Below are 26,706 nucleotides of genomic sequence, written 5' to 3'. Positions count from 1 at the left end.
GCAGCGACCGCCGAAACACGTCCTCACGGGCGAATCAGGACCGGAATCCCCGACAGCCTCTGAGCCGGAGTTGCAGGGTGTCCCCGGCCCAGTGCCTTGGGCCGGGGACACCCCGCTCCCCCGTCAGTCACCCACCGGGGCCTTCTCCGCCAGGGAGCCGAGGAGCGTGCCCACGTCGCGGACGCAGCCGCCGCAGCCGGTGGTGGCGCGGGTGGCGGCGGCGACGGCGTCGCGGGTGCGGGCACCGTCGAGCCAGGCATCCTCGATGGTGGAGCGGGTGACCCCGTTGCACAGGCACACCAGCGGGTCGGCCGCGGCCTCCGACACCGCCCCCGCCGAGGTCCCCGCGTCCCCCGTCCCGGCACCCCCCACCGCGCCGCCGAGCAGCAGGGCGAGCCGGTCGGCGGGGACCGGGGACGCCGCGGTGTAGAGGCGGGCGATGACCGCCGCGCTGTCGGGGAAGCCGAGCAGGATCGCGCCCGCCACCCGGCCGTCGCGGACCGACAGCTTTGCGTAGCGCCCGCCCGGCGGGTCGGCGAGCGTGACCGTCTCGGCCGACGCGTCGGCGTCCGGTTCGCCCAGCGACGTCAGCTCGATCCCCTCGGCCTTCAGCCGGGTCACCGGGCGGGCGCCGCGGTAGCGTGCGCCGGGCGCCGCCCCGGTGACCAGGTCGGCGAGCACCGCCGCCTGCTCCCACCCCGACGCGACGAGCCCTCCCCCGCCGCCGCTGTGGCGGGCGCAGTCGCCGATTGCGTGGATCCGCGGGTCGCTGGTGCCGAGCAGGTCGTCCACCAGGACCCCGCCGTCCACTGCGAGCCCGGCGGCGGACGCCAGGCCGCTGTTGGCGCGGACCCCCGCGGTGACCACGAGGGCGTCCCCGGCGAGTACCTGGCCGTCGTCCAGCTCCAGCCCGGTGCCCGGCAGCCAGCGCGCCGCCGTCCGCCACGCGTGCACGGTGACGCCGAGCGCCTCGTAGTGCCCGGCGAGGATCCCGGCGGCCTGCTGGTCGAGTCCGCGCCGCATGATCCACGGCGCGGACTCGACCAGGTGGACGCGTGCGCCGCGCCCGGCGAGCGCGCGGGCGGCCTCCAGGCCGAGGACCCCGCCGCCCAGCACCACCACGGGTGCGCCCGGCCGGACCAGCGCCATGAGGCGGCGGCAGTCGCCGAGGTCGCGCAGCGCGCTGACACCGGGGGCGGGGGTGCCGTCGCCGTGGGCGACGCCGGGTAGCGGCGGGAGCACCGCGGCGGCGCCCGTGGCGAGGACGAGCTCGTCGTAGCCGAGCCGCTCCCCGGTGTCGAGGACGACGCTGCGCCGCGCCGGGTCGATCGCCGTCGCGGCCGTCCCGTGCCGGACGTCGGCGGCCCCCTCGGGCAGGGCGGGCAGCGCCAGGTCGCCCGCTCCGAGCCGGCCGGCCAGGACGTCGGGCAGCAGGATCCTGTTGTAGGGGCCCTCGGGTTCGGCGCCCACGACGGTCAGCCGCAGCCGCAGCCCGCCGGGGTCGCGCCGCGCGACCTCCTCGGCGAAGCGGGCGCCCACCATGCCGTGGCCGACGACCACCGCGTGCCGGGGGCCGGACGGTTCGTGGCCGGACGCTTCGTGGCCGGACCGTGCGGTGCCGGACGCTGCGGCGCCCGATGGGTCGGGGACGAACGGCGTAGGGCGGGGGTTCATGGGCGCTCTCCTGACCCCGCGCGCTCGCGCGGTTCGAGGCGGACCGCGCACGCCTTGAACTCCGGCATCCTGCTGACGGGGTCCAGCGCCGTGTCGGTGATGAGGTTCGCCCGCTGTCCGGCGGCGAAGTGGAACGGCAGGAACACGGTGTCGGACCGCGCGCCGGGCGTGGCCCGCACCCGCGCCTCGGTGGCGCCGCGCCGCGACACCACCCGGGCCCACTGGCCGTCGACCAGTCCGCTGTGCGCGGCGGTGTCGGGGTGGACCTCGACGAACGCCTCGGGTTCCGCGGCGGCGAGTTCGGGGACGCGGCGGGTCTGCGCCCCCGACTGGTAGTGGGCGAGGACCCGCCCGGTGGTGGCGACCAGCGGGTAGTCGGCGTCGGGCGCCTCCGCGGTGTCGCGGTGGTCGACGGCCGTGAAGCGGGCCCTGCCGTCGGGGTGCGTGAACCCGTCGAGGAACAGCCGCGGGGTGCCCGCGCCGTCGGGGCACGGCCAGTGCAGCGCCTCCTCCGCGGCGAGGCGCTCGGGGGTCGCCCCCGAGTAGTCGGCCGCTCCCCCGGCCGAGGCGGCGCGCAGCTCCGCGAGCACGGTGCCGGGGTCGGCCGGGAACTCCGCGCCGCTGCGGCCGAGGCGGACCGCCAGCCCGTGCAGCACCTCCAGATCGCTGCGCACACCCTCCGGCGGCGCCACCGCTCGGCGGCGGCGCAGGATCCGGCCCTCAAGGTTGGTCATCGTGCCGTCCTCCTCGGCCCACTGGGTGACGGGCAGGACGACGTCCGCGAGCTCCGCGGTCTCCGACAGCACGAAGTCGGCCACGACCAGCAGGTCGAGGGCTGCCAAGCGGGGGCTGACGCGGCCGGCGCCGGGTGCGGACACCACCGGGTTGGACCCGAAGAGCAGCAGCGCGCCGGGCCCATCGGCGGTGCCGAGCGCGTCGATCAGTTCGGAGGCGCTGCGCCCGGGGCCCGGCAGCGATCCGGGGTCGATCCCCCACACCGAGGCGACGTGGCGGCGCGCGGCGGGGTCGTCGATGCGCCGGTACCCGGGCAGCTGGTCGGCCTTCTGCCCGTGCTCCCTGCCGCCCTGCCCGTTGCCCTGGCCGGTGAGGCAGCCGTACCCGGAGCCGGGCCGCCCGGGCAGGCCGAGCGCGAGCGCGAGGTTGATCCAGGCGGACACCGTGTCGGTGCCGTTGGCGTGCTGCTCGCTGCCGCGCCCGGTGAGGATGTGGGCGCGGCCCGCGCCCGCGAGGATCCGCGCCGCGGCGCGGATGTCGGCGGCGGGCACCCCGGTGGTCAGCTCGGCGCGCTCGGGCCACCACCCGGCGCAGTGCCGCCACGCGGCGTCGAACCCGGTGGTGCGCTCCTCGATGTAGCCGTGCGCCAGCCCTCCCTCGGCGCGCACCGCGTGCAGGATCCCCAGCGCCAGTGCGAGGTCGGTGCCGGGGCGGGGCGCCAGGTGCAGGCCGCCGACTGCCAGCGCCCGCTCGGCGGTCGCGCTGCGGCGCGGATCGACGACGATCAGCCGCGGCGCGCTGAGGTGGCCCATGAGCGGCGGCATCGTCTCGGCGACGTTCGCCCCCGCCAGCAGCACCGCGTCGGATTCCGCGAGGTCGGTGACGGGGAACGGCAGCCCCCGGTCGATGCCGAACGCGCGCAGCCCGGCCGCCGCGGCGGAGGACATGCAGAACCGGCCGTTGTAGTCGATCTGGGACGTCGCCAGCGCGACCCGCGCGAACTTGCCGAGCAGGTAGCTCTTCTCGTTGGTCAGCCCGCCGCCGCCGAACACGGCGACCGCGTCGGGGCCGCGTTCGGCGCGCAGCGCCGCCAGCCGCCCGGCGACGTGGTCGAGTGCGGTGTCCCAGCCGACCGGCCGCAGCGGAGCGTCCTTGGCGGGGCGCATCAGCGGGGTGGTCAGCCGGTCGGGGGCGGCGAGCAGGGCCCCGGCGCTCCACCCCTTGCGGCACAGCCCGCCCCTGCTGGTGGGGAACGGGGCGGGGCGCGTGGTGTGGCCGCCCGCGCCGTCGGACTCGACGTGCATGGCGCACTGGAGCGCGCAGTAGGGGCAATGGGTGCGGGTCATGCCGCGGTGGCGGACGTGGGGGTGCCGACCGGCCGGCGCAGGTACACCGCGTAGGTCACCGCGATGCACACCACGTAGAACACGAGGAACGCGGCGTAGGCGGGGGTCGCGGCGCCGAAGCTCTCGAACGACTGCCGGAACACCAGGTTGATGCCGACCCCGCCCAGCGCGCCGACGGCGCCGACCAGGCCCAGCAGCGCTCCGGCGAGGCGACGCATGTCGGCGGTCGCGGTCTCCCGCGGCGTCCCCGCGGCGACGAGGTCCTCGGCCTTCGCGGCGTAGATGGCGGGGATCATCTTGTACGTCGATCCGTTGCCGACCCCGGTGAGCAGGAACAGTGCGATGAACCCCGCGGTGAACAGGGTCAGCGATCCGATCCCGGACGCCGCGATGATCAGCGCGCTGCCCGCCACCAGCCCCGCGAACGTCCACACCGTGACCAGGGCGCCGCCGAAGCGGTCGGCCAGGCGCCCGCCGTAGGGGCGGACGAGGGAGCCCAGCAGCGGGCCGATGAAGGTGACCGCCGCGGCCTCCAGCGGGGTGCGGTCGAACTGGTTCTGGAGCAGCAGCCCGAACGCGAAGCTGTAGCCGATGAACGAGCCGAACGTCCCGATGTAGAGGAACGACATGATCCAGGTGTGCCGGTCGCGCACCGCGGCGAGCTGCGCAGCGACGTCGGTGCGCGCGCCGGCGAGGTTGTCCATCCGCCGCCACGCCAGCACGCACGCGGCGAGCAGCAGCGGGATGTACAGCGCGGCCAGCAGGTGCCCGGAGCCGACCCCCAGCACCGCGATCACGCCCAGGCCGAGGAGCTGCACCACCGGCACGCCGATGTTGCCCCCGCCGGCGTTGAGGCCCAGCGCCCACCCCTTGCTGCGCTCGGGGAAGAAGAAGTTGATGTTGGACATCGACGACGAGAAGTTGCCGCCGCCGAGCCCCGCTGTGGCGGCGAGCAGCAGGAACACCGGGAACGGCGTCTCGGGGTGCTGCATCAGGTAGACGGCGAGGCCGGTGGGGACCAGCAGCACGGCGACCGAGATGACCGTCCAGTTCCGGCCGCCGATCAGCGGCACCGCGAGCGTGTACGGGACCCGCAGGATCGCGCCGATCAGCGTCACCATCGACACCAGCAGGAACTTCTGGCCGGGGGTGAACGCGAACCCCGTCTCGGGGGTCATGAACAGCGTGAGGACCGACCAGATGGTCCACACCGAGAACCCCAGGTGCTCGGCCGCGATGGACGCCCACAGGTTGCGGTTGGCGGTGCGCCGGCCGGTGGCGGCCCAGAACTCCGCGTCCTCGGGGTCCCACCGGGTGATCCAGCGGCCGTCGGGACGCCGGGGGGTCGTCGCGGTGTCAGCGGTCACGGTGCGGGCTCCTCGCTCGGGTGCGTGTCGCCGATGACCCTACGGACGACCGATTTCCCGCAGGTAACCACCCGTAACACCCGCGAAACGTCTAGATCACCACAGCCCAAAGCCCCCCGTGAGGTCCCCGCGCCCGGTTCATCCCGATGCCCGAAGAGACATGGGGATCTGCTGCGGTTCTCTCCCCTGCTTCGCGCACCGGAAATCGGGGGTCCGGTAACACGGGACCCTTATCCTCTGATGAGGAGGTTGCTCACATGGACAGGTTCACGCTCACCGGTGCGGGCAGAGAAGCCACCCGCATGTTGCGCGATGGCGAGCCGCTCAAGGATGTCTGGAGATTCACGGTCATCCAGCTACTCGATGCCTATGAGAGCCGCCTCAGCAGCGAAGGTGTGGAAAACGCGGCGGCTCTTTTCACCGACGCTCCGTCACCTACAGGTGATAGGCGTGTCGATGCCGCCTTCGCGGCACTTGCGGAGCATCTCGCGCGCCGCGACGGCTGGAAGGTACCGAGGTGGGCTACGAGCGCGGATCGGGTCACCGTCGACTGGTGGTTCGTCACCGATCTGCGTGGAATGCACCCGCTGGCCCTGCGAGAGTCTCCACTCTCCTTCCGCAAACGCGGCGTGTTCATCACCTCCGGCGCTTTGGAGCGCGTGTGATCGGGCCGGGATGGCCGGGTGGGTGGGTCAGGTGGTCTCGCGGGCGATCTGGATGAGGTTGCCGCAGGTGTCGTCGAACACGGCGGTGATCACCGTGCCCATGTCCGTGGGCTCCTGGGTGAAGCGCACGCCGAGGCCGCTCAGCCGCTCGTACTCGGCCTTGACGTCCTCGACGGCGAAGGAGGTGTACGGGATGCCGTCGGCGACCAGCGCGTCCTTGAACGGCTTCGCCGCAGGGTGGCCGCTGGGTTCGAGGACCAGCTCGGTGCCGCCCGGGTCCTCCGGTGACACCACGGTCAGCCAGCTGGCCTCGCCCATCGGGATGTCGTGCTTCAGCACGAACCCCAGCACCTCGGTATAGAACCGCCGCGCCTTCTCCTGGTCGTCGACGAGCACGCTCGCCAGGTTCACTCTCATGTCGGCCCCCTGTTCCCTTCGGTGTCGGCGCCGCCGCCGGGGCGGCCGCCGGAGTCGTCGTCGGACGTGTCGAGCCACCGGGCGATGATCGGTTCGAGCGGCCTGGTGTTGATGGAGTGGAACTTGTACCGGCCCTCGCGCCTGGTCTCGACAAGGTCGGCGTCCGCCAGGACGTCGAGGTGCTGCGAGATCGCCTGCCGCGACGAACTGAGCCCGTGCTTGGTGGCCAGCCGGGCGCAGATCTCGAAGAGCGTCTGCCCATTGCGGTCGGTCAGCTCGTCGAGGATCGCCCTGCGCGTGGGATCGGCCAGTGCCCTGAAGACGTCTCCCATGCGCACACACGTTATGCAAGTCAATGCTTGCCTGTCAATCAGGGGCAGGACGTGCCCTCACCCCAGTATCGCGCGACCGGCCCTGCCCGCGGCGGTCCGCCACGCCCGTGACCTGCGCGTCAGCGGGCCGTTCAGTGGCCCATGTCGAGGACGAACCGGTAGCGGACGTCGTTGCGCGCCAACCGGTCGAGGGCGGACTCGACTTCGTCCGCGGGCAGGACCTCGGTCTCGGCGGTGATGCCGTGCTCCGCGCAGAAGTCGAGCATCTCCCGGGTCTCACCGGTGCCACCGCTGCCGGCACCGGCCAGGGACTTCGCGCCGACGATCAGGCTGAGGGGGTTGACGCGCACCTCCTGCTCGGGGATGCCGACCATGCACAGGGTGCCGTCGATCGCGAGGGCGCCCAGATACGGTTCCAGCGCGTGCGGTGCGCCGACGGTGTCGAGGATCAGGTCGAAGCGGCCCGCCTGCTCGGCCATCCGGCGCTCGTCGCGGGAGTGGACGACGTCGTCGGCGCCCATCCGGCGCGCTTCGGCGGCCTTCGCTGGGGAGGTCGTGAACTGCACGACCTCGGCGCCCATGGCGTGGGCCAGTTTGAGGGCGATGTGCCCCAGCCCGCCCATCCCGACGACGCCGACCGTCCGCCCGGGACCGGCGCCCCAGCGCCGCAGCGGCACATAGGTGGTGATCCCGGCGCACATCAGAGGCGCCACGCCCGCCGGGTCCAAGCCGCTCGGCACGGGGTAGGCGAAGTGCTCGTCGACGACGTACTCGGCGGAGAACCCGCCCTGGGTGCGCGCGCCGCCGACCCGGTCGGTGCCGCCGTAGGTGAGGGTGACCCCGTCGTGGCACCAGTTCTCCCGGCCGGCCCGGCACGCGGCGCAGACGCGGCAGGAGTCGACGATGTTGCCCACCGCGACCTGGTCGCCGACCGAGAAGCGGGAGACCGCCGCGCCGACCGCGGCGACCTCCCCGACGATCTCGTGCCCCGGTACGAGCGGGAACGCCGCCGGATCGCCGCGGCGCACCGCGGCGAGGTCGCTGGCGCACACACCGCAGTAGCGGATGCGCACCGCGATGTCCCGGTCCCCCGGTTCCCGCCGCTCGAAATCCCACGGCACCAGGGCCGCGCCGCTCGCGGGCGCCGCCCATCCCCTGACCTCACGCATGGCCGTCCCCGTTCGTTTCCGGCCGCTGACCGGCCCCGCCCGAATGCGGGGCTGCGGCGGCGATCTCGTCCTCGCAGTCCAGACCCCGCTGTTGCAGGTCGCGGTGGTGCGCGATCTTCTCCCGCACGACGGCGAGGTCCTGGTGGAGCTGTGCGATCTGCTCCTCGATGGCGGCCGCGCGCTGCTCCAGCAGCGCCGTGCGCGCGCCGTGCCATTCCAGCCCCGAGCCCATCTGCACGAAGTCCCGGACGTCGTCCACCGGCATCCCGGTGCGGCGCAGCACCTGCACCAGCCGGATGAACCGGATCGCGGCCGGCGGGTAGCGGCGCTGCCCGCCGTCGCTGCGCTCGACCAGGGGCAGCAGCCCCTCGCGTTCGTACCAGCGCAGGGTGTCGAGGCTCAGCCCGGTCAGCTCCGACACCGCTCGGATGCCGACCGGGTCCGGCCCGGTGGAGTCGGTCATGGTCCGACGGTAGGAGGTGGAGTGCACTCCAGCGCAAATCGTCGCGTGCTCCGAACCGGGACGTCCGGCCACCGCCACGGGCCCGCAGGCCCGTGGCGGAGAGGTCCTCCCCGTAGCCGCCGCGCTGCGACCAGCCGCCGGGGGGCTCCCCTGGGCGGTACGTGCCGAAGGTCCACTCGTAGCCTTCGATGTCGGCGCCCCGGCAGCGGTAGTTGCCCCACGGGTTCCCTGCGGGTTCCCACCCGCTCACGAACCACGGTAATTCGGGCTACGTCACGGCCTCCGTGGTCGACCCGTTCGGCAACATCCTCGGGATCATGTACAACCCCCACTACCTGGAGATCCTGGCCGCCCGCAAGGCGTGACCGCGGGCGGGACACGCGATCGCGGCCGTGCCGCGAGCGCCCTGTGGGGCTCCGCCAGTAGGGTTGCGGCCATGGAGATCAGATTGGCGGCCGTGACCATCGACACGCGGGAGCCGCTGCCTCTCGCGCGGTGGTGGGCGCAGACCCTCGGCTGGGACGTCATGGACCCCGACCCCGACGGTGTCGAGGTCCGGCCGTCCGACCGGACCTCGGCATCCCTCTTCTTCGTGCGCGTCGGCGACGCCAAGCGGGCCAAGAACCGGCTGCACTTCGACCTGTATCCAGAGGACCATGCGGCGGCGGTGGCGGACCTCGTCGCCAGAGGGGCCACGCGCGCCGATGTGGGGCAGTCCGACGACGCCGGATGGGTGGTGCTGTGTGACCCGGAAGGCAACGAGTTCTGCCTCCTCGAACCGGGCTGACCACCGCTTCCGCGATCCCGTCGCAGCGCGGGCGGCGCCGACTGCGGGGCGGCGGAACGGGGCGCCCGCCCACGGGCCCTGCCCCGCGCGCCGCCACCGCATGACAGATGTCATGCCCGGCCCGTGCGGGGCGCGGAGAGAATCCATGATCCGTGACACTCTGTGACGGCCATGCTCCGGCTTACGTTCGGAGCATGGACCACGACGACCACCGCTTCCCCACCACTCCGGCCCCGAGCCGCCGCCGCGGACCGAGGCCGGTCCCGCCCGGTGTCGAGTACCACCGCGTGCTCGCCGGCGACAAGCGCCGCATCGGCCGCGGCATCCTCGCCATCGTGCTGCTGATAGCGGGGCTGTTCGTCTTCAGCTTCGCCGCGGTCCAGGCCGCCGCCTTCATCGACACGCAGATGGGCAGGACCAACCCGGCGAGCGGCGGCACCGACTACACGCCGGTGTACCACGGCTTCACCATGCTCGGCCTCGCCCTGCTCATCCCGTGGAGCATGCTCATCCAACGGTGGCTCTACGGCGTGCGGGGCCCCTCGCTGCACTCCGTGCTCTCGCGCTTCCGGCTCGACGTGTTCGGCAGGGCGCTCCTGCTCATCGGCCCCGTCTGGCTGATCGCCATGGTGATCCTGAACCTCTCGATGCCCATCGAGCAGACCCACTGGCCGGTCGCCGACCTGATCGGCATCCTCGTCGTCACCCTCCTGCTGACCCCCCTTCAGACGACCGGCGAGGAGTACGGCCTGCGCGGGCTCGTCTTCCGGGTCGCCGGGAGCTGGAACCGCGGGCCGCGCACGGCGCTGGTCGTCGGCGTCCTCGTCTCCAGCCTGATCTTCATGGGCATCCACGGTGCGGACGACCCGTGGATCAACATCTGGTACTTCACGCTCGCCCTCAGCCTGGCCGTCCTCACCTGGCGCACCGGCGGCATCGAGACCGCGGCCGTCATCCACGCGCTGCTCAACACGCTCACCTTCGTCATCGCCACTGTCCTGCACTCCGACATCGGCGGCTCCATCTCCGACCGTTCGGCGGGCACCGGGTCGCCCGTCCTGCTCGTGCCCACCGTGACCGTCGCCGCGATCGCGGCCGTGGTGTGGCTACGCACCCGCAAGACGGGACCCGCCCTGACCCCCGCGCACACCGCCCCGTCCCACCCGCACGCACGGCCCGCGCGGGTCCCGGCGGCACAATGACGGGCATGCGCGATTCGCAGCTGGTCGGCGCACGCAGGTTCGAGTCCTTCGTGCGCTGGTCCACCTATTTCGCCCTCGCGACCCCGGTCGGCACCCTGCTCGGGACCGTGCGGTGGGCCGACCGGCTCACCGGAGCGCCCCTGGCCGCGTGGATCGCGGCGGTCGTGCTGTCCCTCGCCCTGGTCACCGGGAACGTCCTCGTCACCCGATGGAGTATCGACACCCTCGTCGGGCGCGCACGGCGGCTCCCCGCCGGCGGCGTCGCCGCCTGGCTGCTGGTCCTCGCCGCCCTGGTCGCCGCGACCTTCCTGATCCCCCTGCACGGTATGGGCATGACGGTCGCGGCGGCGATCGGCGCGGCCGGCGCGAGCTTCGCCCCGGTCCTGAACGCCCGCCGGGCCCTGCTGCTCCATGCGGCGCTGCTCGTCCTCGCCGTCCCCCTCCTGGGATTCGGGGACGTCGCCCTCCTGCTGACCGGCGCGGTCATGATCAGCGTCATCCTGTGGGTCTGCTGGTCGAGCGCGTGGATGCTGCGGGTCCTGCTCGAACTCCAGGCGGCGCACGAGGACCGCGCCGCGCTCGCGCTGGCGAACCAGCGCCTGCGCATCGCCCGCGACCTGCACGACGTGTTCGGCCGGACGCTGGCCGCCATCGCGGTCAAGAGCTCGTTGGCGGCGGAACTCGTCAAGCGCGGCCGCGACGACCGGGCGGCTGCGGAGCTCACCGAGGTCCAGCGGCTCGCCGAGGAGGCCGGCACCGAGGTCCGCCACGTCGTGCGCGGCGAGCTCCGCACCACCTGGGACGGCGAGGTGTCGGGTGCCCGATCGCTGCTGGAGTCGGCCGGCATCCGCTGCACGGTGACCGGCGACCCCGTGCCCGAGGAGTGCGCCGAGGCCCTGGCCTGGGTCGTCCGCGAGGGCGTCACCAACCTGCTGCGCCACTCCGCGGCCACCCGCGTCACCCTCGCGACCGCGCACGAGGACGGGGAGGTGCTCCTCACCATCGCGAACGACGGGGCCGCCGCCCCCGGCTCCGCGCCGACCGGCGAGACCGGCGACGCGGACGGCGGGGGCACGGGGCTGCGCTCGATGGCCGAGCGGATCCACGCGCTCGGCGGGCGCCTCAGCACGCGCCGCGACGGCACCTGGTTCCTGCTCGACGCCACGATCCCGCTCCCGAAGGACGACCCAGCATGACGCGCATCCTCGTCGCCGACGACGAACACCTCATCCGCGACGCCATCGCCGGGCTGCTCGAACTGGAGGACGGATTCGAGGTCGTCGGCCGGGCGGCCTCCGGCGACGAGGCCCTGGCCACGGCCCTGCGGGTCCGCCCCGACGTGGCACTGCTCGACCTGCAACTGCCCGGTCCCGACGGCATCGAGGTCGCCCGGCGGCTCGCGGCCGAGCTGCCGGACTGCCGGTGCGTCATCGTGACCTCCCACGGCCGTCCCGGCTATCTGAAGTCGGCGCTGGCCGTGGGCGTGCGCGGCTTCCTCCCCAAGACCGTCTCCTCGCGCACCTTCGCCGATGTCGTGCGCAAGGTCGCCGGCGGCGGCCGCTACGTCGACCCCGAGCTGGCCGCCGAGGCGATCAGCGCGGGCGACTCCCCGCTCAGCCCGCGCGAGGCCGACATCCTCGCCCTGGCGCGCGACGGCGCGCCCGTCGAGGAGATCGCCCGGCGCGTCTCGCTGTCGCGGGGCACCGTGCGCAACCACCTCGCGGCCGCCATCGCCAAGCTCGACACCGCCAACCGCCACGAGGCCGCGCGCATCGCCGCCCAGCACGGCTGGATCTGAGCCCCGCCGCCGGAGTCCCCCAACCGATCCGCGCACCGCCGGGGCGGTGACGCATGACAACCAGGAGTCCGACATGTTCAAAGAGTGGTCGCGGCGTCGCGCCGCGCGACGGATCACACCGGGCGACGGCCGTCGGCTGAAGCCGTTCCGCTGGTGGCAGCCGACGTCCCGCGCGCTGTTCTACCTCCCGGTGGAGGACGATGGCGGCCGACTCATGGTCTACGCCGTAGACGTCAACTATCTGCTGCGGCTCTTCTCCGACGACGGCAAGGGAAAGGCCCACCTGTACCTCGACGGCAGGCAGCACGCCGTGTCCACGCTCCCCGCCGCCTTTCCCGTCCAGGGCGGCGTGATCGAGGTCGCCGCATCGGCGTTCGGCCTCAAGCGCTGCCACTACGTCACCGCCGAGGGGGCCGAACGCCAGCTTGACCCGGATCCGCGCTCCGGCGAGGGCCGCCGCGCGCGCCTCGACCGCGAGCGCCCCGTCCTGAGCCGCTGGATCGGCCGCTGCTCGGTGGTCGTCCTCGTCATCCCGCTGCTGCTCCTCATCCCGCAGCTCCTCGACGTGGCCTTCCAACTGCCCCCCGTTGCCGAGCGCTTCGGGACCTTCACGTCGCCCGTCCATCTGCCGTTCTGGCTCAACACCGCGCTCACGCTCGCCGCCGCCGCGGCCGGCATGGAGCGCGCCCTGCGCTTGCGCCATAACTGGCTGCTGGACTCCATGGCGCAATAGCAACACCGCCCCGGCCATGGCGGTTACGCTGTAGCTTCACATCGACGCGAGAGTCGATCACCCGTGTCGGAGGTCACATGCGCATCGGTGAGCTGTCGCGGCGCAGCGGTGTGAGCAGCAGGGCGCTGCGCTACTACGAGGAGCAGCGGCTGCTGCGGCCCGTGCGGCGGCCCAGCGGGTACCGCGAGTTCAGCGAGGACGATCTCGACTCGGTCCGCCGGATCCGGCTGCTGCTCGCCGCCGGACTGGGCACCGCGATGATCGCCGAGATCCTGCCCTGCATGGTCGAGGGGAACGAGGGGCTCGCCGCGGGCTGCCCCGAACTCCTCGACGCGCTCGGCGGCGAACACGACCGGATCGCCGCCTCCATCGCCGAACTCGAATCGGCCCGCACCCTACTCGCCCGCATCATCGCCACCCCGGTCCCCACCCCGGGCTGAGGAGAGGGGACACGGCGGAGGATTCGACGGAATGCGCTTTCGGTTCATTCATAGACACTGGATCGATGACCTACGTGAAGGACCCAAATAATCAAGTCGCCATTTTTTAGTGTATAGATGACGCGGTAGTCGCCAACACGCAGCCGCCGAAGCTCAGGTGACCCGACGAGGGCTGTTGTCCCGAAGGCGTACGGGTCCGTCTCTAGCTCAGCCAGCTTCCTGAAAATGCCCATCGCTGTCTTCTGCGGAAGCTTCCGCATTTCCGTGCGAGCTTCAGGGCGGAATACTGTCCGATACTTCATGATTCCTCAGTCAGGAATTCGGCCATCACTTCGTCCATTGGAATCCCCGGTTCCGGATTCTTCATCCGCTCCTGGACCATGCGGACGATCGCCTGCTCCTCGTAGTATTCGAACTTTCGCAGAACATCGATCGGCACGACTGCCGCCACCTCCTTTCCGCGGCGGGTGATGACCGTCGACGTATCGTCGCGGTCGGCACGGTCGACGACGTCGGCCAGGTGCTGGCGTACCTCGCGGACAGATTCGGTCGGTGCTTCACTCATATCGGAAAGCGTACCATGTGTACACATGGTTCACATGACCGTGGTTCGAGTACCGGGCGCCGCGCGGCGGGTTTCGATTCGCCAGATGACTCCCTGGGCGGGGGCGAACAGGTAGGCCAGGGCGAACGCCGCCGCCTGCATCACCACGATGGCGCCGCCCGTGGCGGCGTTCAGGTAGAAGCTGGCGTAGGTGCCCGCGACCGACGCCGCCACCGACACCGCGACGGCGATGACGAGCATCCGCTCGAACCGGTCGGTCAGCAGGTAGGCGGTCGCCCCGGGGATGATCACCATGGCGACCACGAGGATGATGCCGACCGCCTGGAGCGCGATCACCACGGTCACCGACAGCATCCCGAGGAGCAGCGCCTCCAGCCGGCGCGGGTTCAGGCCGATGGCGTGGGCGTGCGTGCGGTCGAACGCGAACAGGGTGAGGTCGCGGTGCTTCGCCGCCACCGCGGCGAGGACCACCGCCGCCATCACGAGGATCTGCGCGATCCCGGAGTCGGAGACCCCCAGCACGTTGCCGAACAGGATGTGCATCAGGTCGGTGTCGCTGGGGATCTTGGAGATCAGCACCACCCCGATGCCGAACATGGCGGTGAACACGATCCCGATGACGGCGTCCTCCTTGACCCGGGACGTCCGGTTCACGACCCCGATCAGGGCGACCGAGCCCGCGCCGAACACCAGCGCGCCCACGGCGAACGGGAAGCCGAACAGGTACGACAGCACCACACCGGGCAGCACCGCGTGCGAGACCGCGTCGCCGAGCAGCGACCAGCCGATCAGCGTCATCCAGCACGACAGCACCGCGCAGACCCCGCCGGCCACGACGCTCACCAGCAGGGCCCGCCGCATGAACTCGAACTCCAGCGGGATGGTGATCCACTGCGTCCACTCCATCACCGCACCCCCTCGCCGCGCGCCCCCGCCGCGTCGCCGGCGCGCAGGCCGAACGCGTCGAGGAGCAGGTCCGGCGTCAGGACCTCCTCGGGCGGCCCCTGGGCGACCACTCGGTGCTGCAACAGGACCGCGTCGTCGCTGAACGCGGGGACCCCGGCCAGGTCGTGGGTCGACACCAGCAGGGTGTGGCCGTCGTCGCGCATGGCGCGCAGGACCTCGATGATGGTCGCCTCCGACCCCTTGTCCACACCGGCGAACGGCTCGTCGAGCAGGAACAGCCGGGCGCCCTGGGCGATGCCGCGCGCCACGAACACCCGCTTGCGCTGCCCGCCCGACAGCGCCCCGATCTGGCGGCCCGCCAGTTCGGTGAGCCCGGTGCGCTCCAGCGCCGCGTCGACGGCCGCGCGGTCGGCGGCGCGCGGCCGCCGGGTGAAGCCCATGTGCCCGTAGCGGCCCATCATGACGACGTCCGCGACCCGCACCGGGAACTCCCAGTCGACCTGCTCGGACTGCGGGACGTAGCCCACCAGGCCGCGCTTGCGCGCGGCGTCCGGGCTGTGGCCGTACAGCAGGACCGAGCCGCGCTGCGGCGCGAGCATCCCGGTGACGGCCTTGAACAGTGTGGACTTGCCCGACCCGTTGGTGCCGAGCAGGGCGTGCACCCGGCCGGCCGCCAGCCGCAGGGTCACCGCGTCGAGGGCGAGGACGTCGCCGTAGCGGACGGTGACGCCGTCGAGCTCGACCGCCGTCTCCGCGGTCACGGCCCCTCCCCCGGTGTGCGCGTCAATCCGTCGATGATGGCCTCCGTGTCGTAGCGCAGCAGGTCCAGGTAGTGGGGCACCGGGCCGTCGGGTCCGGACAGCGAGTCGACGTAGAGCTTGTCGCCGAGCGCGGCGCCGGTTTCGCGCGCGACCTGGCGCTGCGCGCTGTCGTTGACGGTGCTCTCGCAGAACACCGCCGGCACCTCGTTGTCGCGGACGAAGTCCACGACCGAGGCGATCTGCTGCGGGGTGGGCTCGCCCTCGGCGTTGACCGGCCACAGGTAGCGCTCGTCCAGGCCGGCGTCGCGCGCCAGGTAGGAGAACGCACCCTCGCAGGTGACCAGCGCCCGCTTGGACTCGGGCAGGGCGCCGAGCGCGTCGCCGAGCCGCGCGTCGATCGCGCGGATCTCCTTCTTGTAGGCGGCGGCGTTGGCGGCGAACTCGTCGGCGTGGCCGGGCGCGAGCCCGCTCAGGGCATCGCGGATGTTGTCGACGTAGATCAGGGCGTTGCGGGGCGACATCCACGCGTGCGGGTTCGCCTTGCCGCGGTAGGACCCGGCGCGGATGGGGATCGTCCGCACCCCTTTGCTGACGGTCGCCGACGGCGCCTCGACGCGCTCGGTGAACTTCGCGAACCACAGCTCCAGCCCGAGCCCGTTGTCGAGGACGAGGTCGGAGCGCAGCCCGCGGATCAGGTCGTCGGGGCTGGGCTCGTACTCGTGGATCTCGGCGCCGGGGCGGATGACCGAGTGGACGGCGACCGCGTCGCCCGCGACGGCGCGGGTCATGTCGGCGAGGACGGTGAAGGTCGTGAGGACCTGCGGCCGCCCGTCGACCTGGGCGGCCGAGGGGCCGGCGCAGCCGGACCCGGCGAGCAGCGCGGCGGTGAGCAGCAGCGGCGCGGCCCACCTGCACGCGATCCGGCGGACGGGTTGCCAATCTTTAAAGTTCGGCACACCAAACTTTGTACCACAGAACGGGGCACATCAACCGCCCGGGACCCCAGGCACCCCGGTTCGGACCGGAGAAGTTCGGGGCGAGAGCGTCCCCGCTCCAGGAGACCGTTGCCAGGCTGCCGGGAAGCCTGCGCACGCCCCTACTGCGCCGCTTCGCGATTGTCGCGCAGCGGGGGCCCGCGACGGCCGACACCCGTCGTGGACGACGACCGCCAGGCCCGGCCCTCCACGGAACCCCCGGAGACGTTCCCGCGTCGCCCCGCCCCGGCCATCGGGTCATCCCCGTGCAGAGGGCGCCCGGGATTCGCTTCGGCCGACGCTGCTGCGCAGGCTCAACGGCAGCCTTGCCCAGGTCCGCTTTTGGGGAAGGGCGCTCTTGGCCCCCGGCCCCGGCGCGAGGCGTGAACGTGCGGCAACGTGGTTACGCGGATCCGTGCTGTTCAGCGCTCCGTTCCGGCTGAATCACGACCCGCGGGACATTCCTGGTCCAGTGGGTCTAGCGGGCGACGCCGAGGTCGGCCGGGTCCACCCACACGGCCTCGGCGGCGACCGCGCCGAGTGACTGCTCGACGCACTCGTCCGGCGGGCCCACCCGGACGACGATCGGGCCGCCGAACGGCTTGCGCTCGACCAGTTCCACCCGCATGCCGATGCCGATGCCGTGGTCGGCGAGGTAGCGCAGCAGTTCGGGGTCGGAGTCGTTCACCCGCACGATGACGCCCACGCACCCGGGGTCGGACTGCGACAGCAGCACGGTCGCTCGCTGCTGCACCCGCCCCTCGCGGCTGGGGATGGGGTCGCCGTGCGGGTCGACCACGGGATCGCCGAGGTGCGCGGCGATCCGGTCGACGAACCGGTCGGAGACCACGTGCTCCAGGATCTCGGCTTCGTCGTGCACCTCGTCCCAGGAGTAGCCCAACGCCTCGACCAGGTAGGACTCGAGCAGGCGGTGGCGCCGCAGCACGGCCAGCGCCAGCTTCTCGCCGCCGGGCGTGAGCCGGACGTCGCCGTAGCGCTGGTGGTCGACCAGGCCCTGCTCGGCCAGTTTGCGCAGCATCCCCGACACCGAGGAGTTCGACACGGCCAGCCGCTCGGCGACCCGCGAAATGGTCACCTGGCCCGAGCCGCGCTCCTGAAGGTCGTATACGACCTTCACATAGTCTTCGACCGAGGTGGACGGCCGCTCGGATGCACTCGCCATGCCCGCAACGGTACCGCTACCCGGTAGCGCTACCGAGTAGCGGTTCATCCGGTGGCGGTCACCAGGTGGTAGTCGACCAGCCCTTCGCGGTAGGCGCGCAGCCAGTTGCGGCCCCAGGTGTCGCGGTACTCCGTGTGCGCGATCCAGGCGTCGAAGTACGGCCACACGTGCTCGCCGATGGCGTCGGCCCGCACCCCGGTGAACCCGGCGGCCCGCAGGTCGGCGGTGAACCCCGCCACCGGGTGCAGCACGTCGACGCCGCTGCGCACGGTCTCGATGAGCTCGGCGAGTGCCGCGCCGCCGCCCTCGCCGGTGGCGAAGAAGGTGGCGACGGCGAGCCGGCCGCCCGGGCGCAGCACCCGGCGCGCCTCGGCGGCGAACCGCGCGAGGTCGTCGAAGTGCTGGGCCGCCTCGACCGAGTACACGGCGTCGAAGCTGGAATCGGGCCACGGCAGGTCCAGCGCGGAGGCCCGCTGGAAGCCGAGCCGCCCCGGATGGGCCTCCAGCGTGGTGGTGTTGACCCGCCACGCGCGGTCGACCTGCTCGCCCGACAGGTCCACCCCGTACACCGCCGCCGGGGCGAACTCGTTGAGGACCAGCGCCGCGCCGACCCCGATCCCGCACCCGGCCTCCAGCAGCCGGTGCCCCGGCCCGATGTCGAGCCGTTCGGCGACCGCGCGGTACATGTCCTGCTGGCTGAGCGTGCGCTCGGCGACGGTGAGCGGGTCGGCGAGGCCGTGGCCGCCGCGGTCCCAGTAGCCGAAGTTGATGTAGCTCCCCGAGAACAGCGCGAACGACGACAGGTCGTCGGCGCCGTACATGGCGGCGCGGAGCGCCTCGCGGCCGTCGGCCGGACCCTGCGGCATGGTGGACCGCCTCCATCCAGGGGCTGAGAGCACCGACATGGACGTGCCCGGCGCCCGCCGGGCCGAAACCGGGGTCCTCCGCTGTGCCCGATCCGGTCTCACCGCGGCCGTCCCGCCGTTAGCCTCATTGGGGGCGAACACAGCAGTGGGACGGAGTGAGCACGGTGGCCGACACCTGGACCGCGATCGACTTCGAGACCGCGAACAACGACCGCGGCAGCGCGTGTTCGGTCGGCCTGGTGAAGGTGCGCGACGGCGACATCGCCGACTGGGACGACATGCTCATCCGCCCGCCCGAGCAGGTCGGCCACTTCTCATACCGCAACACCGCGATCCACGGCATCACCGCCGAGGACGTCTACGAGGGCCGCGGCGGGACCGAGGCGGTGACCTGGCGCGAGGCGTTCGACCGCATCATCGCCTTCGCCGATGGCGGGCCGCTCGTCGCGCACAACGCGTCCTTCGACATGAGCGTGGTGCGGCGCGCCTGCGAGCTCACCGCGACGCCCCGGCCCCCGCTCACCTACGCCTGCACGCTCGCCCTGGCGCGGCGCACCTGGCGGGAGCTGTCCGACCACCGGCTGCCCACGGTGTGCGAACACATCAAGCACTCGCTGACGGGCCACCACCAGGCGCGGGCCGACGCCGAGGCCGCCGCCCGCATCGTGCTCGCCGCTATGGAGGTGCACGGCGCCGACCGTTCCATGCCCCTCCACGAACTCGCCGCCGCGGCAGAGCTGCCCATGAGCAGCCTGGCGCCGTGGGCCCCCGCACCCGGCACGCCCTCCCCCGCGAGAACGGGGTCGACGCCCGCCGCCGACCGGTTCGCCAAATGGCAGGAGATCGGGCGGGCGACCCTGCCCGAACCCGACGCCGGTGCCGACACGCTCGGCCCGCTGTTCGGGCGGACCGTGTGCATCAGCGGCGAGCTCGACGCCATGGAGAAGCCGGACGCGTGGGACCGCATCGCCGATGCCGGCGGGATCCCGGCGAAGAACGTCACCAAGAAGACCGACGTCCTGGTGGTCGCCGACATCGCGGTCCGCACGGCGAAGCACCAGCGCGCCGAGCAGTACCGGACGCAGGGCCAGCGCATCGCGATCGTGACCGAGGCGGAGTTCCTCGCGATGCTCGCCGTGGCACCGACCACGACCTGACCGCGGCCCCCGCCACCCCGCGTTGTCTCGGTGGGGGCGGCGGCCGAGCCGGAGTCAGCGCGGGGCGGCGGTGGACGCGGGGACGCGCACGCCGTGCCAGCCGACCCGGCTCCACCGGTCGGGCAGGACGTCGTCGAGCGGGTAGAAGTCCCGTTCCGCGGGGGTGACGATCTCCTCGTCGCTGGTGGTGGCCCACACGCACCAGCCCCGGTCCGCGACGTGGAACACCGCGTGCCGGATCTCGCCGGGGACGTGATCGGGCACGGACATGTCCCAGTGGACGACGGTCCGGCGCCGTTCGGCCTCCTTGCCCACGACCAGCCGGGTGAAGCTCGCCGGCGTGTGCTTGCCCGCTTCCTCGGTCATCGCTCTCCTCGCTGCCGTCCCGCGGCGCGCCGTACTCCGGGCACCGCTCTCGGTCGCCGCGGCCGGTGGACTGCCGGTCGTGGTCGGCCGGGGCACTGGGACCGTCCGTCAGGGCCTCCATCATCGCCCATCATCGGGCCATGTCGGAAATGCCCTCGGTGGCGCGCCCGGCGGGCGGCGCGGGAGAGGGGCCGGGCGGCGGGCCGTAGGATGCCCTGCGTGTACGACCCGCATCGGCCCACGCCGCACACCCCGCCGCACTCCCAGCCGCACGCGCCCGGCGGGCCGCTCCTGGTGTCGACGCGCCTCTCGTGGCGCGGTGTCGGCATGGCACTCCTGCACCTGGTGCTGGCTCTCGTGGGCCTGACCGTGATCGTCGGCGGCGTCGCGGTGCTCCTGCGGGGCGAGTGGCAGGGTGTCATCGGTGTCGTGATGGGCGTCCTGATCGGGGTGGTCGTCCCCGCCAACGGGCTGATGTCGGCGATCAGGCGGCGGCCGGGCCGGGTCCTGCTGCGCCTCGACGCCGATGGGGTCACCACGGCGTCGACCTGGCCGTCCTCTGGTCTGGCCCGCCCGTTGCAGTGGTTCGAGGTCGCGGGGTGCTGCCTGTTCTCCGTCCGGCAGGGTGTGGTGCGCTCGGCCGACTACATCGCGTTCTTTCCCACGGCGGGGATGGAGGCGCCGCCGACCCGCAGGGAGCTGGCGGCGAGCAGCACGAGCGGGGCCCCGCCGATCGCGCTGCGCTACGCGCTGCGGATCGGCGCCTGGACCGTGCCGCCGGAGGAGGTCGTGCGCGCCGCGACGCAGTTCGCCCCGCACCTGCGGGTCGTCGACACCCGCGGGTAGCCGGCGGGTTCAGTCCCTGGGGATCGCCTCGATGGTGGCCATGTGCTCCTCGCCCCAATCGCCGAGCGGTTCGAGCGCCTTGTTCAGCGAGGTGCCGAGGTCGGTCAGCGAGTACTCCACCTTCGGCGGGACCTGGTGGTACACCTCGCGGTGGACGAGCCCGAAGGTCTCCATCTCGCGGAGCTGCTGGATGAGCATCTTCTCGCTGATGTCGGGGACCAGCCGTTTGAGCGCACCGAACCGCAGCGGCTCCTCGTGCAGGGCCCACAGCAGGAGCGCCTTCCATTTGCCGCCGACGACGTCGACGGCGGCGTCGAGGCCGCAGGTGTACGCGCGCTTCTTCACGACCGCCCCCAATTCTTACCAAAACACCAGTACCTGACTTAATAGTAGGTACTTGAGGTAAGTGCAGTAAAGCCCCAGGATCGACATGAGCGCACAGCACCCGGCGGCGACCGCCGCGGGACTCCGCGTGCGCACCATCCACGGCACTGAACTGGGGGCAGCAGAATGACGGACCGCACAGCGGTGACGGTCATCGGACTCGGCGCGATGGGAACGGCGCTGGCCGACGCACTGCTCGGCAACGGGCATCCGACCACCGTGTGGAACCGGACGGCGGCGAAGGCCGATCCCCTTGTCGCCAAGGGCGCGACCCGCGCCGACACGGCCGCCGACGCCGTCGCGGCGAGCCCTGTCGTCGTGCTCTGCGTCCTGGACGACGCCTCGGTGCGTGCGGTCCTCGCCGCGGCGCCCGGCGCACTTGCGGGCAGGACCGTCGTCAACCTCACCAACGGCACTCCGCAGCAGGCCCGCGCGACAGCGGCGTGGGCGGCGGACCAGGGCGCCCGGTACCTCGACGGCGGGATCATGGCGGTCCCCCCGATGATCGGCGGGCCCGGGGCGTTCATCCTCTACAGCGGGCCGCGGGAGGTCTTCGAGGAGCACCAGGGGCTGCTGGCGGCGCTGGGCGCCGCCACTTACGTCGGAGAGGACCCCGGGCTCGCGTCGTTGCAGGACCTCGCGCTGCTCAGCGCGATGTACGGGATGTTCGGCGGCTTCGAGCACGCGCTGTCGATGGTTGCCGCGCAGCAGGTCCCGGCGGTGGAGTTCGCGCCGCTCGCCGCCTCCTGGCTGGAGGCCATGCTCGCGGGCCTCCCGGGGATAGCGGAGGGCTTCGACGCGGGCACCGCCGACAACGACGAGTCCAACCTCGCCATGCAGGCGGTCGCCCTGGACAACATCATCGACGCCAGTGCGGACAGTGGAGTCGACCCCGAACTGATGCGGCTGCTGCGGGCCCGGATGCTGCGCGGCGCCGCCCGATGAACCACACCTACGACACGGAAGGCACGGACCCCGTGGCCCTCAACGCAGCGACCAAGGCCGTCGTGACCGGCGGCACGCACGGCATGGGCCTGGCGATCGCCGCGGCGCTGATCGACGGCGGCGCGGAGGTGATCGTCACCGGCCGCGACGGGAAGAAGATCGAGGCGGCGCAGGCCGAACTCGGGCCCCGCGCCCACGTCGTGCGCTCCGACGCCGCGTCCCCGGCCGACATCGACGCGCTGGCGGCGCGGGCGGAGCTGCTGCTCGGCGGTATCGACGCCCTCTTCGTCAACCACGGCTACGCACGCCTGGAGACCTTCGACCAGGTCACCGAGGCGACCTATGACCGGCACTTCGACATCAACGCCAAGGGCGCGTTCTTCACCGTGCAGCGGCTGGCTCCGCTGGTCCGCGACGGCGGATCGATCGTGCTCACCAGCTCGATCGCCGACTCCGGCGGAGCCCCAGGCATGATCGCCTACGCGGGGTCCAAGGCCGCGCTGTGGTCCTTCACCCAGGGGTTCGCGGCGGAACTGCTGCCGCGCGGGATCCGGGTCAACGCGGTGAGCCCCGGTTTCATCGACACGCCGTCCATGGGGATCGACGCCACCGACGCGTTCAGGGCCGACTTCTCCCGGGTGGGCGACGAGCAGACCCCCATGAGGCGGCACGGCAGCGTCGACGAGGTCGCGCGGGCGGCGCTGTTCCTCGCCTTCGACGCCACTTTCAGTACCGCTGTCAAGCTGCCGGTCGACGGCGGCACCGGCCAGGACATCGCCGTCGCGTAGGGCGCGGCGGGCCGGGCCCGGTCAGGCCCCCTGCGGGTCCGCTGCGCACCCGGGCTCCGGTCCGGGTGCGCAGCGGACCGCACCTGCCGCGCCCGCGGGCACCGACGCCTTGAGCAGCATCTCCTCGTACTCCTCGTGTGGGTCGGAGGCGAGCACGATGGCGCCGCCCGCGCCGATCGTCAGCGTGTCGCCGCTGCGCACCGCCGTCCGGATGACGATGCTCAGGTCGGCCGCTCCGCTGTGCGACAGGAACCCCAGCGCGCCCGAGTACACCCCGCGCGGGGAGCCCTCCAGCCGGTCCAGGATCTCCATCGTCCGCAGTTTCGGCGCGCCGGTCATGGACCCGCCGGGGAAGCATGCCCGGACGGCGTCGAGCGCGCCGACACCGGGCCGCAGGCGGCCCCGGACCGTGGACACGAGCTGGTGCACCGTCGCATAGGACTCGACGTACATGAAGTCGGGCACCTCGACGCTGCCCACCGCGCACACGCGGCCCAGGTCGTTGCGGAGCAGGTCGACGATCATCAGGTTCTCGGCGCGGGTCTTGGGGCTCGCGCGCAGCTCCGCCGCCAGCGCGGCGTCCGCGGCGGGGTCGGCGGAGCGGGGCGCGGTGCCCTTGATGGGCCTGCTCTCCGCCGTTCCGTCGGCGCCGACCCGCAGGAACCGTTCCGGGGAGGCGCTGTGCACGGTCACCTCCCCCAGTCGCAGCAGCGCGGCGTAGGGCGCGGGGCTGGCGGCGCGCAGCCGCCGGTAGAACGCCAGGTCGTCGGCTGGCGCCGCCGTGCGCAGCCGGGTCGTCAGGCAGATCTCGTAGCTCTCGCCCGACGCGAGGTAGCCCAGGCACTCCTTGACGTCGGAGGTGTAGCCGTCGCGCTCCCGCTCCCACTCCCACACCGCGTCGGAGGCGGCGCCCTGCGCGGAGGGCAGCGGGGGCAGGGGCGGTAGGCGGCGCAGTTCCGCGGCTGTTCTGTCCGCCCATGCGCGGGCGCCGGTCCCGGCGGCGACCGCGTAGGTGCGGTTCTCGGCGTGGTCGACGGCGACGAAGCGGTCGCAGCGCAGCCACACCGCGTCGGGCGTCTCGGCGGTGTACGCGGCGGCGGCGCCGCAGTCGGCCTTCAGCTCGTACCCGAAGTAGCCGACGTAGCCGCCGGCGAAGTCGAACGGCAGCCCGGTCTCAGTGGCCGCCGCAGCGCCGGGCAGCCGGCGGCGCAGCGCGTCGAAGATCGTGCCGTCCTCCCGCAGGGGTGCGCCGCCGGTCGGCCGCACCGACACGGCGCCGTCGCCCACCCGGTAGGTCAGCACCTCGCCGGAGGGGCCCGAGGCGTCGCCGAGGAAGGAGAACCGGGCCGGCCCGGCGACGCGGCTGCTGTCCAGCCAGAACGCGTACTCCCGCGCGCCGTAGAGGTGCGCGAAGGCGCGCTCGCAGTCGACGGCGAACGGCAGCCCGGCGACCTCGACCGCGCCCCCGGCCGCGAACCCGGCGGCGGGGCCGGGCGCGTCCCGGCCGCCGCCCGCCCGACCGTATTGCGGCCGCGGTGGCGCCTCCGGGGTTTCGGACATGGCGCGTTCATCGGTGCCCAGGTCACCGGTGCCCTGCCCGGACCCTGGGGGGTGCGCCATGGTTTCGGACGCGGTACCGCCGTGGCCCGTCCGCCGGGTTTCGGTCACCGCGCGCCGGGACCGGGACGCGAGCGCGGCGAAGTTCGCGACGAGCGTGCGCCCGTGCTCGCCGGCGACGGACTCCGGGTGGAACTGGACCCCCCAGCGGGGCAGCGTGCGGTGCTCCAGCGCCATCACCACGCCGTCCTCGGCCCACGCGGTGGCCCGCAGGTCCTCGGGCAGGGGCTCCCGGACGCACAGCGAGTGGTAGCGCACCGCGGTGAAGTCCGGCGGCACGTCCGCGAACAGCCCGGTGCCGGTGTGGCGGACGGTGCTGAGGTGGCCGTGCCGGGGCGTGTCGGCGGCGACCACGGGCGCACCGGCGAGGTGCGCGATGGCCTGGTGGCCCAGGCACACGCCCAGCACCGGGACCGGGGAACCGGCCAGCAGCCGGGGCACCCCGCCGAGGTCGCGCGGCTTCTGCGGGCGGCCGGGGCCGGGCGAGACGACGATCGCGTCGAAGCCGACCGAGTCGAGGCGGCCGAGTTCGGGCGCGTCGTTGGTGTACACGACCGGTTCGGCACCGAGCACCGAGGCGATGAGCTGGAAGAGGTTGTAGGTGTAGGAGTCGTGGTTGTCCACCAGCAGCACCCGCATGGGCCCTCCCCCGTCGCTCCGCACCGCCACTGCAAGAGTGCCAGGCGCGGGTGCCCCGGCGGCAGGGGGCCGGGTGGTTCCGCCGGATCGGACCTGCGGTCGGCGGCCACGACCATGGCCTCGGCGCCGGAGGAGCCCTTCCCCGCCTCGCAGACCACCCCCTCCTGTGGGCGGCGGGCTGATCGCCTCGGCCGACGGGATGCGGTTCGGCGTGGCCGGTCGACGACCCGCACGCCCGCGCCGCCCCCGAGCACCTTCCCGCTGGCGCTCCGCCCGACCAGGCGGCTCCCGGCGTTGCCCCGGAGCGAGGCCGGGGAGGTCAGTTGCCGCCGGGGGCGAGATGGACGCCGCTGCCGACACCCTCGGCGCCTGCCGCCGCGAGCAGGGCCTCGACCAGCCCGGGGAAGCGCGTTTGCAGGTCTTGGCGGCGCAGCGTGACGAAGCAGCGGGTGCCCTCCTGCCGGGTGCGGGTCACCCCCGCGTCGCGCAGCACCCGCAGGTGATGGCTGAGCGTGGACTTGGCCACTGGTGCCCGCAGCTCGCCCCACCCGCGCTCGGCGCCGTCGGCCAGCACCCGCACGAGCCCGATGCGCAACGGGTCGCTGAGCGCCGCCATCACCTCGGGCAATGACAGCTCTTCGGTCGCCGGGTGATGCGCGCGTCTCATGCCCCCATGCTAGCTTGTTCGATATTCGACGAACAACGAACAAGGGGGCCGGGTTGACCCAGCCGCACCACCAGCACACCGACCTCCACGGACGGGTGGCGATCGTCACCGGCGCCGGATCGGGTATCGGCCGCGCCACCGCGATCAGCCTGGCCCGCGCCGGAGCCCGCGTCCTGGGGGTCGGCCGGCGCCGCGAAGCGCTCGAGGAGACCGCTGCCGGGCATCCCGGCATCGTCGCCCACCCCGCCGACCTGCGCGCCCCCGACGCCCCCGCCGAGGTGGCCGAGGCCGCCGCGGACCGGTGGGGCCGCATCGACGCGCTCGTCAACAACGCCGGTGCCACCGCGTTGATGCCGCTGGCCGAAACCGATGCGGACCGCATCGCCGCGTTGTTCGCGCTCAACGTCACCGCCCCCAGCCTCCTGGCCGCCGCGGCCCTGCCGCACCTGCGCCACCACAAGGGCACGATCGTCAACGTCTCCAGCACCTACGGCCACCGGCCGCTGCCCGGCGCCGCCCACTACGCGGCCTCCAAGGCCGCCATCGAGCAGTTGACGCGCTGCTGGGCGCTGGAACTGGCCCCTGAGGGGGTGCGGGTCAACGCCTTGGCGCCCGGCCCCACCGAGAGCGAGGCGCTGTCGGCCGCCGGGCTGTCCGAGTCCACCGTCGCCCAGATCAAGGACGCGGAGACCGAGCGGATCCCGCTGGGCCGCCGCGGCGAGCCCGGTGAGGTCGCCCAGTGGGTGCTGCGGCTGGCCGACCCGGGCACCACGTGGCTCACCGGCCAGGTCCTCACGATCGACGGCGGCCTCGAACTCACCTGACAGTGAGGATTAGCCGTGGCATCGCCCGGAGGTCTGACTCTCCGCCTGACTGACGCTTCGGTTGTCCTTCTGGGGAATCGTCGGCCTGCC

At 73.0% G+C, this 26,706-nt stretch carries 31 protein-coding genes; 13 read left to right on the top strand and 18 right to left on the bottom strand.

Going from position 1 to position 26,706, the window contains the following annotated elements; all coding sequences use genetic code 11:
• Positions 1–123 precede the first annotated feature (123 nt).
• Genes CLV63_RS07250 through CLV63_RS07240 form a run of 3 tightly spaced genes read right to left on the bottom strand, consistent with a single transcriptional unit; the run spans position 124 to position 5,122 of the window.
• Positions 124–1,674: an FAD-dependent oxidoreductase gene (locus CLV63_RS07250; RefSeq protein ID WP_106582146.1), complete on the bottom strand. Its 1,551-nt coding sequence runs from the start codon at positions 1,672–1,674 to the stop codon at positions 124–126.
• Positions 1,671–3,755, bottom strand: a complete 2,085-nt coding sequence (locus tag CLV63_RS07245; RefSeq protein ID WP_106582145.1) for a molybdopterin oxidoreductase family protein — start codon at positions 3,753–3,755, stop codon at positions 1,671–1,673. The genes CLV63_RS07250 and CLV63_RS07245 overlap by 4 nt, the downstream gene beginning before the upstream one ends.
• A complete protein-coding gene (locus tag CLV63_RS07240; protein ID WP_106582144.1) occupies positions 3,752–5,122 on the bottom strand; it encodes an MFS transporter in 1,371 nt (456 codons plus the stop codon). The genes CLV63_RS07245 and CLV63_RS07240 overlap by 4 nt, the downstream gene beginning before the upstream one ends.
• Positions 5,123–5,379: 257 nt before the next feature.
• Here CLV63_RS07240 and CLV63_RS07235 point away from each other — a divergent pair, with 257 nt between their 5' ends.
• Positions 5,380–5,787 (top strand): hypothetical protein, encoded by a 408-nt coding sequence (locus CLV63_RS07235; protein WP_211301201.1) that lies wholly within the window; start codon positions 5,380–5,382, stop codon positions 5,785–5,787.
• A gap of 27 nt (positions 5,788–5,814) precedes the next feature.
• Here CLV63_RS07235 and CLV63_RS07230 read toward each other — a convergent pair whose 3' ends face one another.
• The 4 genes from CLV63_RS07230 to CLV63_RS07215 form a co-directional block, all read right to left on the bottom strand.
• Entirely contained in the window at positions 5,815–6,204 is a 390-nt protein-coding gene (locus CLV63_RS07230; RefSeq protein ID WP_106582143.1) for a VOC family protein, read from the bottom strand.
• Complete coding sequence (locus CLV63_RS07225) at positions 6,201–6,536, bottom strand: ArsR/SmtB family transcription factor (RefSeq protein WP_106582142.1); 336 nt, start codon at positions 6,534–6,536, stop codon at positions 6,201–6,203. Before CLV63_RS07225 ends, CLV63_RS07230 begins: the two co-directional genes overlap by 4 nt.
• A gap of 131 nt (positions 6,537–6,667) precedes the next feature.
• Complete coding sequence (locus CLV63_RS07220; RefSeq protein WP_106582141.1) at positions 6,668–7,705, bottom strand: NAD(P)-dependent alcohol dehydrogenase; 1,038 nt, start codon at positions 7,703–7,705, stop codon at positions 6,668–6,670.
• Positions 7,698–8,168: a MerR family transcriptional regulator gene (locus tag CLV63_RS07215; protein ID WP_106582140.1), complete on the bottom strand. Its 471-nt coding sequence runs from the start codon at positions 8,166–8,168 to the stop codon at positions 7,698–7,700. The genes CLV63_RS07220 and CLV63_RS07215 overlap by 8 nt, the downstream gene beginning before the upstream one ends.
• A gap of 212 nt (positions 8,169–8,380) precedes the next feature.
• Between CLV63_RS07215 and CLV63_RS34450 the strand changes: the two genes are divergently transcribed.
• The 7 genes from CLV63_RS34450 (at position 8,381) to CLV63_RS07175 (ending at position 13,128) form a co-directional block, all read left to right on the top strand.
• Complete coding sequence (locus tag CLV63_RS34450; RefSeq protein WP_245928636.1) at positions 8,381–8,533, top strand: hypothetical protein; 153 nt, start codon at positions 8,381–8,383, stop codon at positions 8,531–8,533.
• Between the two features lie 71 nt (positions 8,534–8,604).
• A complete protein-coding gene (locus CLV63_RS07200; protein ID WP_106582139.1) occupies positions 8,605–8,955 on the top strand; it encodes a VOC family protein in 351 nt (116 codons plus the stop codon).
• Between the two features lie 194 nt (positions 8,956–9,149).
• Entirely contained in the window at positions 9,150–10,157 is a 1,008-nt protein-coding gene (locus CLV63_RS07195) for a CPBP family intramembrane glutamic endopeptidase (protein WP_106582138.1), read from the top strand.
• A 5-nt stretch (positions 10,158–10,162) separates the two neighbouring features.
• Positions 10,163–11,353 (top strand): sensor histidine kinase, encoded by a 1,191-nt coding sequence (locus CLV63_RS34975; RefSeq protein WP_106582137.1) that lies wholly within the window; start codon positions 10,163–10,165, stop codon positions 11,351–11,353.
• Complete coding sequence (locus CLV63_RS07185; RefSeq protein WP_106582136.1) at positions 11,350–11,955, top strand: response regulator transcription factor; 606 nt, start codon at positions 11,350–11,352, stop codon at positions 11,953–11,955. The genes CLV63_RS34975 and CLV63_RS07185 overlap by 4 nt, the downstream gene beginning before the upstream one ends.
• A gap of 73 nt (positions 11,956–12,028) precedes the next feature.
• Positions 12,029–12,688 (top strand): hypothetical protein, encoded by a 660-nt coding sequence (locus CLV63_RS07180; RefSeq protein WP_106582135.1) that lies wholly within the window; start codon positions 12,029–12,031, stop codon positions 12,686–12,688.
• 77 nt (positions 12,689–12,765) lie between these two features.
• Positions 12,766–13,128 carry a MerR family transcriptional regulator gene (locus CLV63_RS07175; RefSeq protein WP_106582134.1) on the top strand — a complete coding sequence of 121 codons (363 nt, stop codon included), beginning with the start codon at positions 12,766–12,768 and terminating at the stop codon, positions 13,126–13,128.
• Positions 13,129–13,172: 44 nt separating this feature from the next.
• On the opposite strand, the gene CLV63_RS07170 is transcribed toward CLV63_RS07175, so the two are convergent.
• The 7 genes from CLV63_RS07170 to CLV63_RS07140 form a co-directional block, all read right to left on the bottom strand.
• Complete coding sequence (locus CLV63_RS07170; protein WP_211301200.1) at positions 13,173–13,430, bottom strand: type II toxin-antitoxin system RelE family toxin; 258 nt, start codon at positions 13,428–13,430, stop codon at positions 13,173–13,175.
• Positions 13,427–13,693 (bottom strand): type II toxin-antitoxin system prevent-host-death family antitoxin, encoded by a 267-nt coding sequence (locus tag CLV63_RS07165; protein WP_106582132.1) that lies wholly within the window; start codon positions 13,691–13,693, stop codon positions 13,427–13,429. The genes CLV63_RS07170 and CLV63_RS07165 overlap by 4 nt, the downstream gene beginning before the upstream one ends.
• Positions 13,694–13,723: 30 nt before the next feature.
• The gene (locus tag CLV63_RS07160) at positions 13,724–14,599 is read right to left on the bottom strand and encodes a metal ABC transporter permease (RefSeq protein ID WP_106582131.1); all 876 of its coding nucleotides are present in this window, start codon (positions 14,597–14,599) and stop codon (positions 13,724–13,726) included.
• Positions 14,599–15,360, bottom strand: coding sequence for a metal ABC transporter ATP-binding protein (locus CLV63_RS07155; RefSeq protein WP_106582130.1), 762 nt, complete (start codon positions 15,358–15,360; stop codon positions 14,599–14,601). The genes CLV63_RS07160 and CLV63_RS07155 overlap by 1 nt, the downstream gene beginning before the upstream one ends.
• A complete protein-coding gene (locus CLV63_RS07150) occupies positions 15,357–16,316 on the bottom strand; it encodes a metal ABC transporter substrate-binding protein (protein ID WP_394339752.1) in 960 nt (319 codons plus the stop codon). The genes CLV63_RS07155 and CLV63_RS07150 overlap by 4 nt, the downstream gene beginning before the upstream one ends.
• A 496-nt stretch (positions 16,317–16,812) precedes the next feature.
• On the bottom strand, positions 16,813–17,517 hold the full coding sequence (locus tag CLV63_RS07145) for a metal-dependent transcriptional regulator (protein WP_106582129.1): 705 nt from the start codon (positions 17,515–17,517) through the stop codon (positions 16,813–16,815).
• A 44-nt stretch (positions 17,518–17,561) separates the two neighbouring features.
• Positions 17,562–18,383: a class I SAM-dependent methyltransferase gene (locus CLV63_RS07140; RefSeq protein WP_106582128.1), complete on the bottom strand. Its 822-nt coding sequence runs from the start codon at positions 18,381–18,383 to the stop codon at positions 17,562–17,564.
• 164 nt (positions 18,384–18,547) lie between these two features.
• Here CLV63_RS07140 and CLV63_RS07135 point away from each other — a divergent pair, with 164 nt between their 5' ends.
• Entirely contained in the window at positions 18,548–19,540 is a 993-nt protein-coding gene (locus CLV63_RS07135) for an exonuclease domain-containing protein (RefSeq protein WP_106582127.1), read from the top strand.
• Positions 19,541–19,594: 54 nt separating this feature from the next.
• Here the strand turns inward: CLV63_RS07135 and CLV63_RS07130 are convergent, their stop codons facing one another.
• Positions 19,595–19,906 carry a hypothetical protein gene (locus tag CLV63_RS07130; protein ID WP_106582126.1) on the bottom strand — a complete coding sequence of 104 codons (312 nt, stop codon included), beginning with the start codon at positions 19,904–19,906 and terminating at the stop codon, positions 19,595–19,597.
• Between the two features lie 219 nt (positions 19,907–20,125).
• Here CLV63_RS07130 and CLV63_RS07125 point away from each other — a divergent pair, with 219 nt between their 5' ends.
• Positions 20,126–20,752: a hypothetical protein gene (locus CLV63_RS07125; RefSeq protein ID WP_106582125.1), complete on the top strand. Its 627-nt coding sequence runs from the start codon at positions 20,126–20,128 to the stop codon at positions 20,750–20,752.
• Positions 20,753–20,761: 9 nt separating this feature from the next.
• Here the strand turns inward: CLV63_RS07125 and CLV63_RS07120 are convergent, their stop codons facing one another.
• Positions 20,762–21,097, bottom strand: a complete 336-nt coding sequence (locus tag CLV63_RS07120) for a winged helix-turn-helix transcriptional regulator (protein ID WP_106582404.1) — start codon at positions 21,095–21,097, stop codon at positions 20,762–20,764.
• Between the two features lie 165 nt (positions 21,098–21,262).
• Here CLV63_RS07120 and CLV63_RS07115 point away from each other — a divergent pair, with 165 nt between their 5' ends.
• Both CLV63_RS07115 and CLV63_RS07110 read left to right on the top strand, forming a co-directional pair.
• The gene (locus tag CLV63_RS07115; protein WP_106582124.1) at positions 21,263–22,081 is read left to right on the top strand and encodes an NAD(P)-dependent oxidoreductase; all 819 of its coding nucleotides are present in this window, start codon (positions 21,263–21,265) and stop codon (positions 22,079–22,081) included.
• Complete coding sequence (locus CLV63_RS07110; RefSeq protein WP_106582123.1) at positions 22,078–22,869, top strand: SDR family NAD(P)-dependent oxidoreductase; 792 nt, start codon at positions 22,078–22,080, stop codon at positions 22,867–22,869. The genes CLV63_RS07115 and CLV63_RS07110 overlap by 4 nt, the downstream gene beginning before the upstream one ends.
• A gap of 21 nt (positions 22,870–22,890) precedes the next feature.
• On the opposite strand, the gene pabB is transcribed toward CLV63_RS07110, so the two are convergent.
• Positions 22,891–25,125, bottom strand: coding sequence for an aminodeoxychorismate synthase component I (gene pabB, locus CLV63_RS07105; protein ID WP_106582122.1), 2,235 nt, complete (start codon positions 25,123–25,125; stop codon positions 22,891–22,893).
• Positions 25,126–25,444: 319 nt separating this feature from the next.
• Entirely contained in the window at positions 25,445–25,792 is a 348-nt protein-coding gene (locus CLV63_RS07100; RefSeq protein WP_106582121.1) for an ArsR/SmtB family transcription factor, read from the bottom strand.
• A 53-nt stretch (positions 25,793–25,845) separates the two neighbouring features.
• Here CLV63_RS07100 and CLV63_RS07095 point away from each other — a divergent pair, with 53 nt between their 5' ends.
• Complete coding sequence (locus CLV63_RS07095; RefSeq protein WP_106582120.1) at positions 25,846–26,616, top strand: SDR family NAD(P)-dependent oxidoreductase; 771 nt, start codon at positions 25,846–25,848, stop codon at positions 26,614–26,616.
• Positions 26,617–26,706: the final 90 nt, after the last annotated feature.

It is taken from the genome of Murinocardiopsis flavida (genome assembly GCF_003014485.1).
Classification (GTDB): domain Bacteria; phylum Actinomycetota; class Actinomycetes; order Streptosporangiales; family Streptosporangiaceae; genus Murinocardiopsis; species Murinocardiopsis flavida.
Note: the sequence above shows the minus strand (reverse complement) of the source record. Positions and strands in the feature narration are given on the sequence as shown.

Bases quoted from the DNA above. Each gene is read 5' to 3' on its own strand.
- CLV63_RS07110 (WP_106582123.1), top strand. From the start codon at position 22,078: ATGAACCACACCTACGACACGGAAGGCACGGACCCCGTGGCCCTCAAC.
- CLV63_RS07185 (WP_106582136.1), top strand. From the start codon at position 11,350: ATGACGCGCATCCTCGTCGCCGACGACGAACACCTCATCCGCGACGCC.
- CLV63_RS07165 (WP_106582132.1), bottom strand. From the start codon at position 13,693: ATGAGTGAAGCACCGACCGAATCTGTCCGCGAGGTACGCCAGCACCTG.
- CLV63_RS07245 (WP_106582145.1), bottom strand. From the start codon at position 3,755: ATGACCCGCACCCATTGCCCCTACTGCGCGCTCCAGTGCGCCATGCAC.
- CLV63_RS07235 (WP_211301201.1), top strand. From the start codon at position 5,380: ATGGACAGGTTCACGCTCACCGGTGCGGGCAGAGAAGCCACCCGCATG.
- CLV63_RS07130 (WP_106582126.1), bottom strand. From the start codon at position 19,906: ATGACCGAGGAAGCGGGCAAGCACACGCCGGCGAGCTTCACCCGGCTG.
- CLV63_RS07250 (WP_106582146.1), bottom strand. From the start codon at position 1,674: ATGAACCCCCGCCCTACGCCGTTCGTCCCCGACCCATCGGGCGCCGCA.
- CLV63_RS07145 (WP_106582129.1), bottom strand. From the start codon at position 17,517: ATGGCGAGTGCATCCGAGCGGCCGTCCACCTCGGTCGAAGACTATGTG.
- CLV63_RS07115 (WP_106582124.1), top strand. From the start codon at position 21,263: ATGACGGACCGCACAGCGGTGACGGTCATCGGACTCGGCGCGATGGGA.
- CLV63_RS07215 (WP_106582140.1), bottom strand. From the start codon at position 8,168: ATGACCGACTCCACCGGGCCGGACCCGGTCGGCATCCGAGCGGTGTCG.
- CLV63_RS07170 (WP_211301200.1), bottom strand. From the start codon at position 13,430: ATGAAGTATCGGACAGTATTCCGCCCTGAAGCTCGCACGGAAATGCGG.
- CLV63_RS07225 (WP_106582142.1), bottom strand. From the start codon at position 6,536: ATGGGAGACGTCTTCAGGGCACTGGCCGATCCCACGCGCAGGGCGATC.
- pabB (WP_106582122.1), bottom strand. From the start codon at position 25,125: ATGCGGGTGCTGCTGGTGGACAACCACGACTCCTACACCTACAACCTC.
- CLV63_RS07100 (WP_106582121.1), bottom strand. From the start codon at position 25,792: ATGAGACGCGCGCATCACCCGGCGACCGAAGAGCTGTCATTGCCCGAG.
- CLV63_RS07195 (WP_106582138.1), top strand. From the start codon at position 9,150: ATGGACCACGACGACCACCGCTTCCCCACCACTCCGGCCCCGAGCCGC.
- CLV63_RS07230 (WP_106582143.1), bottom strand. From the start codon at position 6,204: ATGAGAGTGAACCTGGCGAGCGTGCTCGTCGACGACCAGGAGAAGGCG.
- CLV63_RS07140 (WP_106582128.1), bottom strand. From the start codon at position 18,383: ATGCCGCAGGGTCCGGCCGACGGCCGCGAGGCGCTCCGCGCCGCCATG.
- CLV63_RS34975 (WP_106582137.1), top strand. From the start codon at position 10,163: ATGCGCGATTCGCAGCTGGTCGGCGCACGCAGGTTCGAGTCCTTCGTG.
- CLV63_RS07175 (WP_106582134.1), top strand. From the start codon at position 12,766: ATGCGCATCGGTGAGCTGTCGCGGCGCAGCGGTGTGAGCAGCAGGGCG.
- CLV63_RS07180 (WP_106582135.1), top strand. From the start codon at position 12,029: ATGTTCAAAGAGTGGTCGCGGCGTCGCGCCGCGCGACGGATCACACCG.
- CLV63_RS07200 (WP_106582139.1), top strand. From the start codon at position 8,605: ATGGAGATCAGATTGGCGGCCGTGACCATCGACACGCGGGAGCCGCTG.
- CLV63_RS07160 (WP_106582131.1), bottom strand. From the start codon at position 14,599: ATGGAGTGGACGCAGTGGATCACCATCCCGCTGGAGTTCGAGTTCATG.
- CLV63_RS07220 (WP_106582141.1), bottom strand. From the start codon at position 7,705: ATGCGTGAGGTCAGGGGATGGGCGGCGCCCGCGAGCGGCGCGGCCCTG.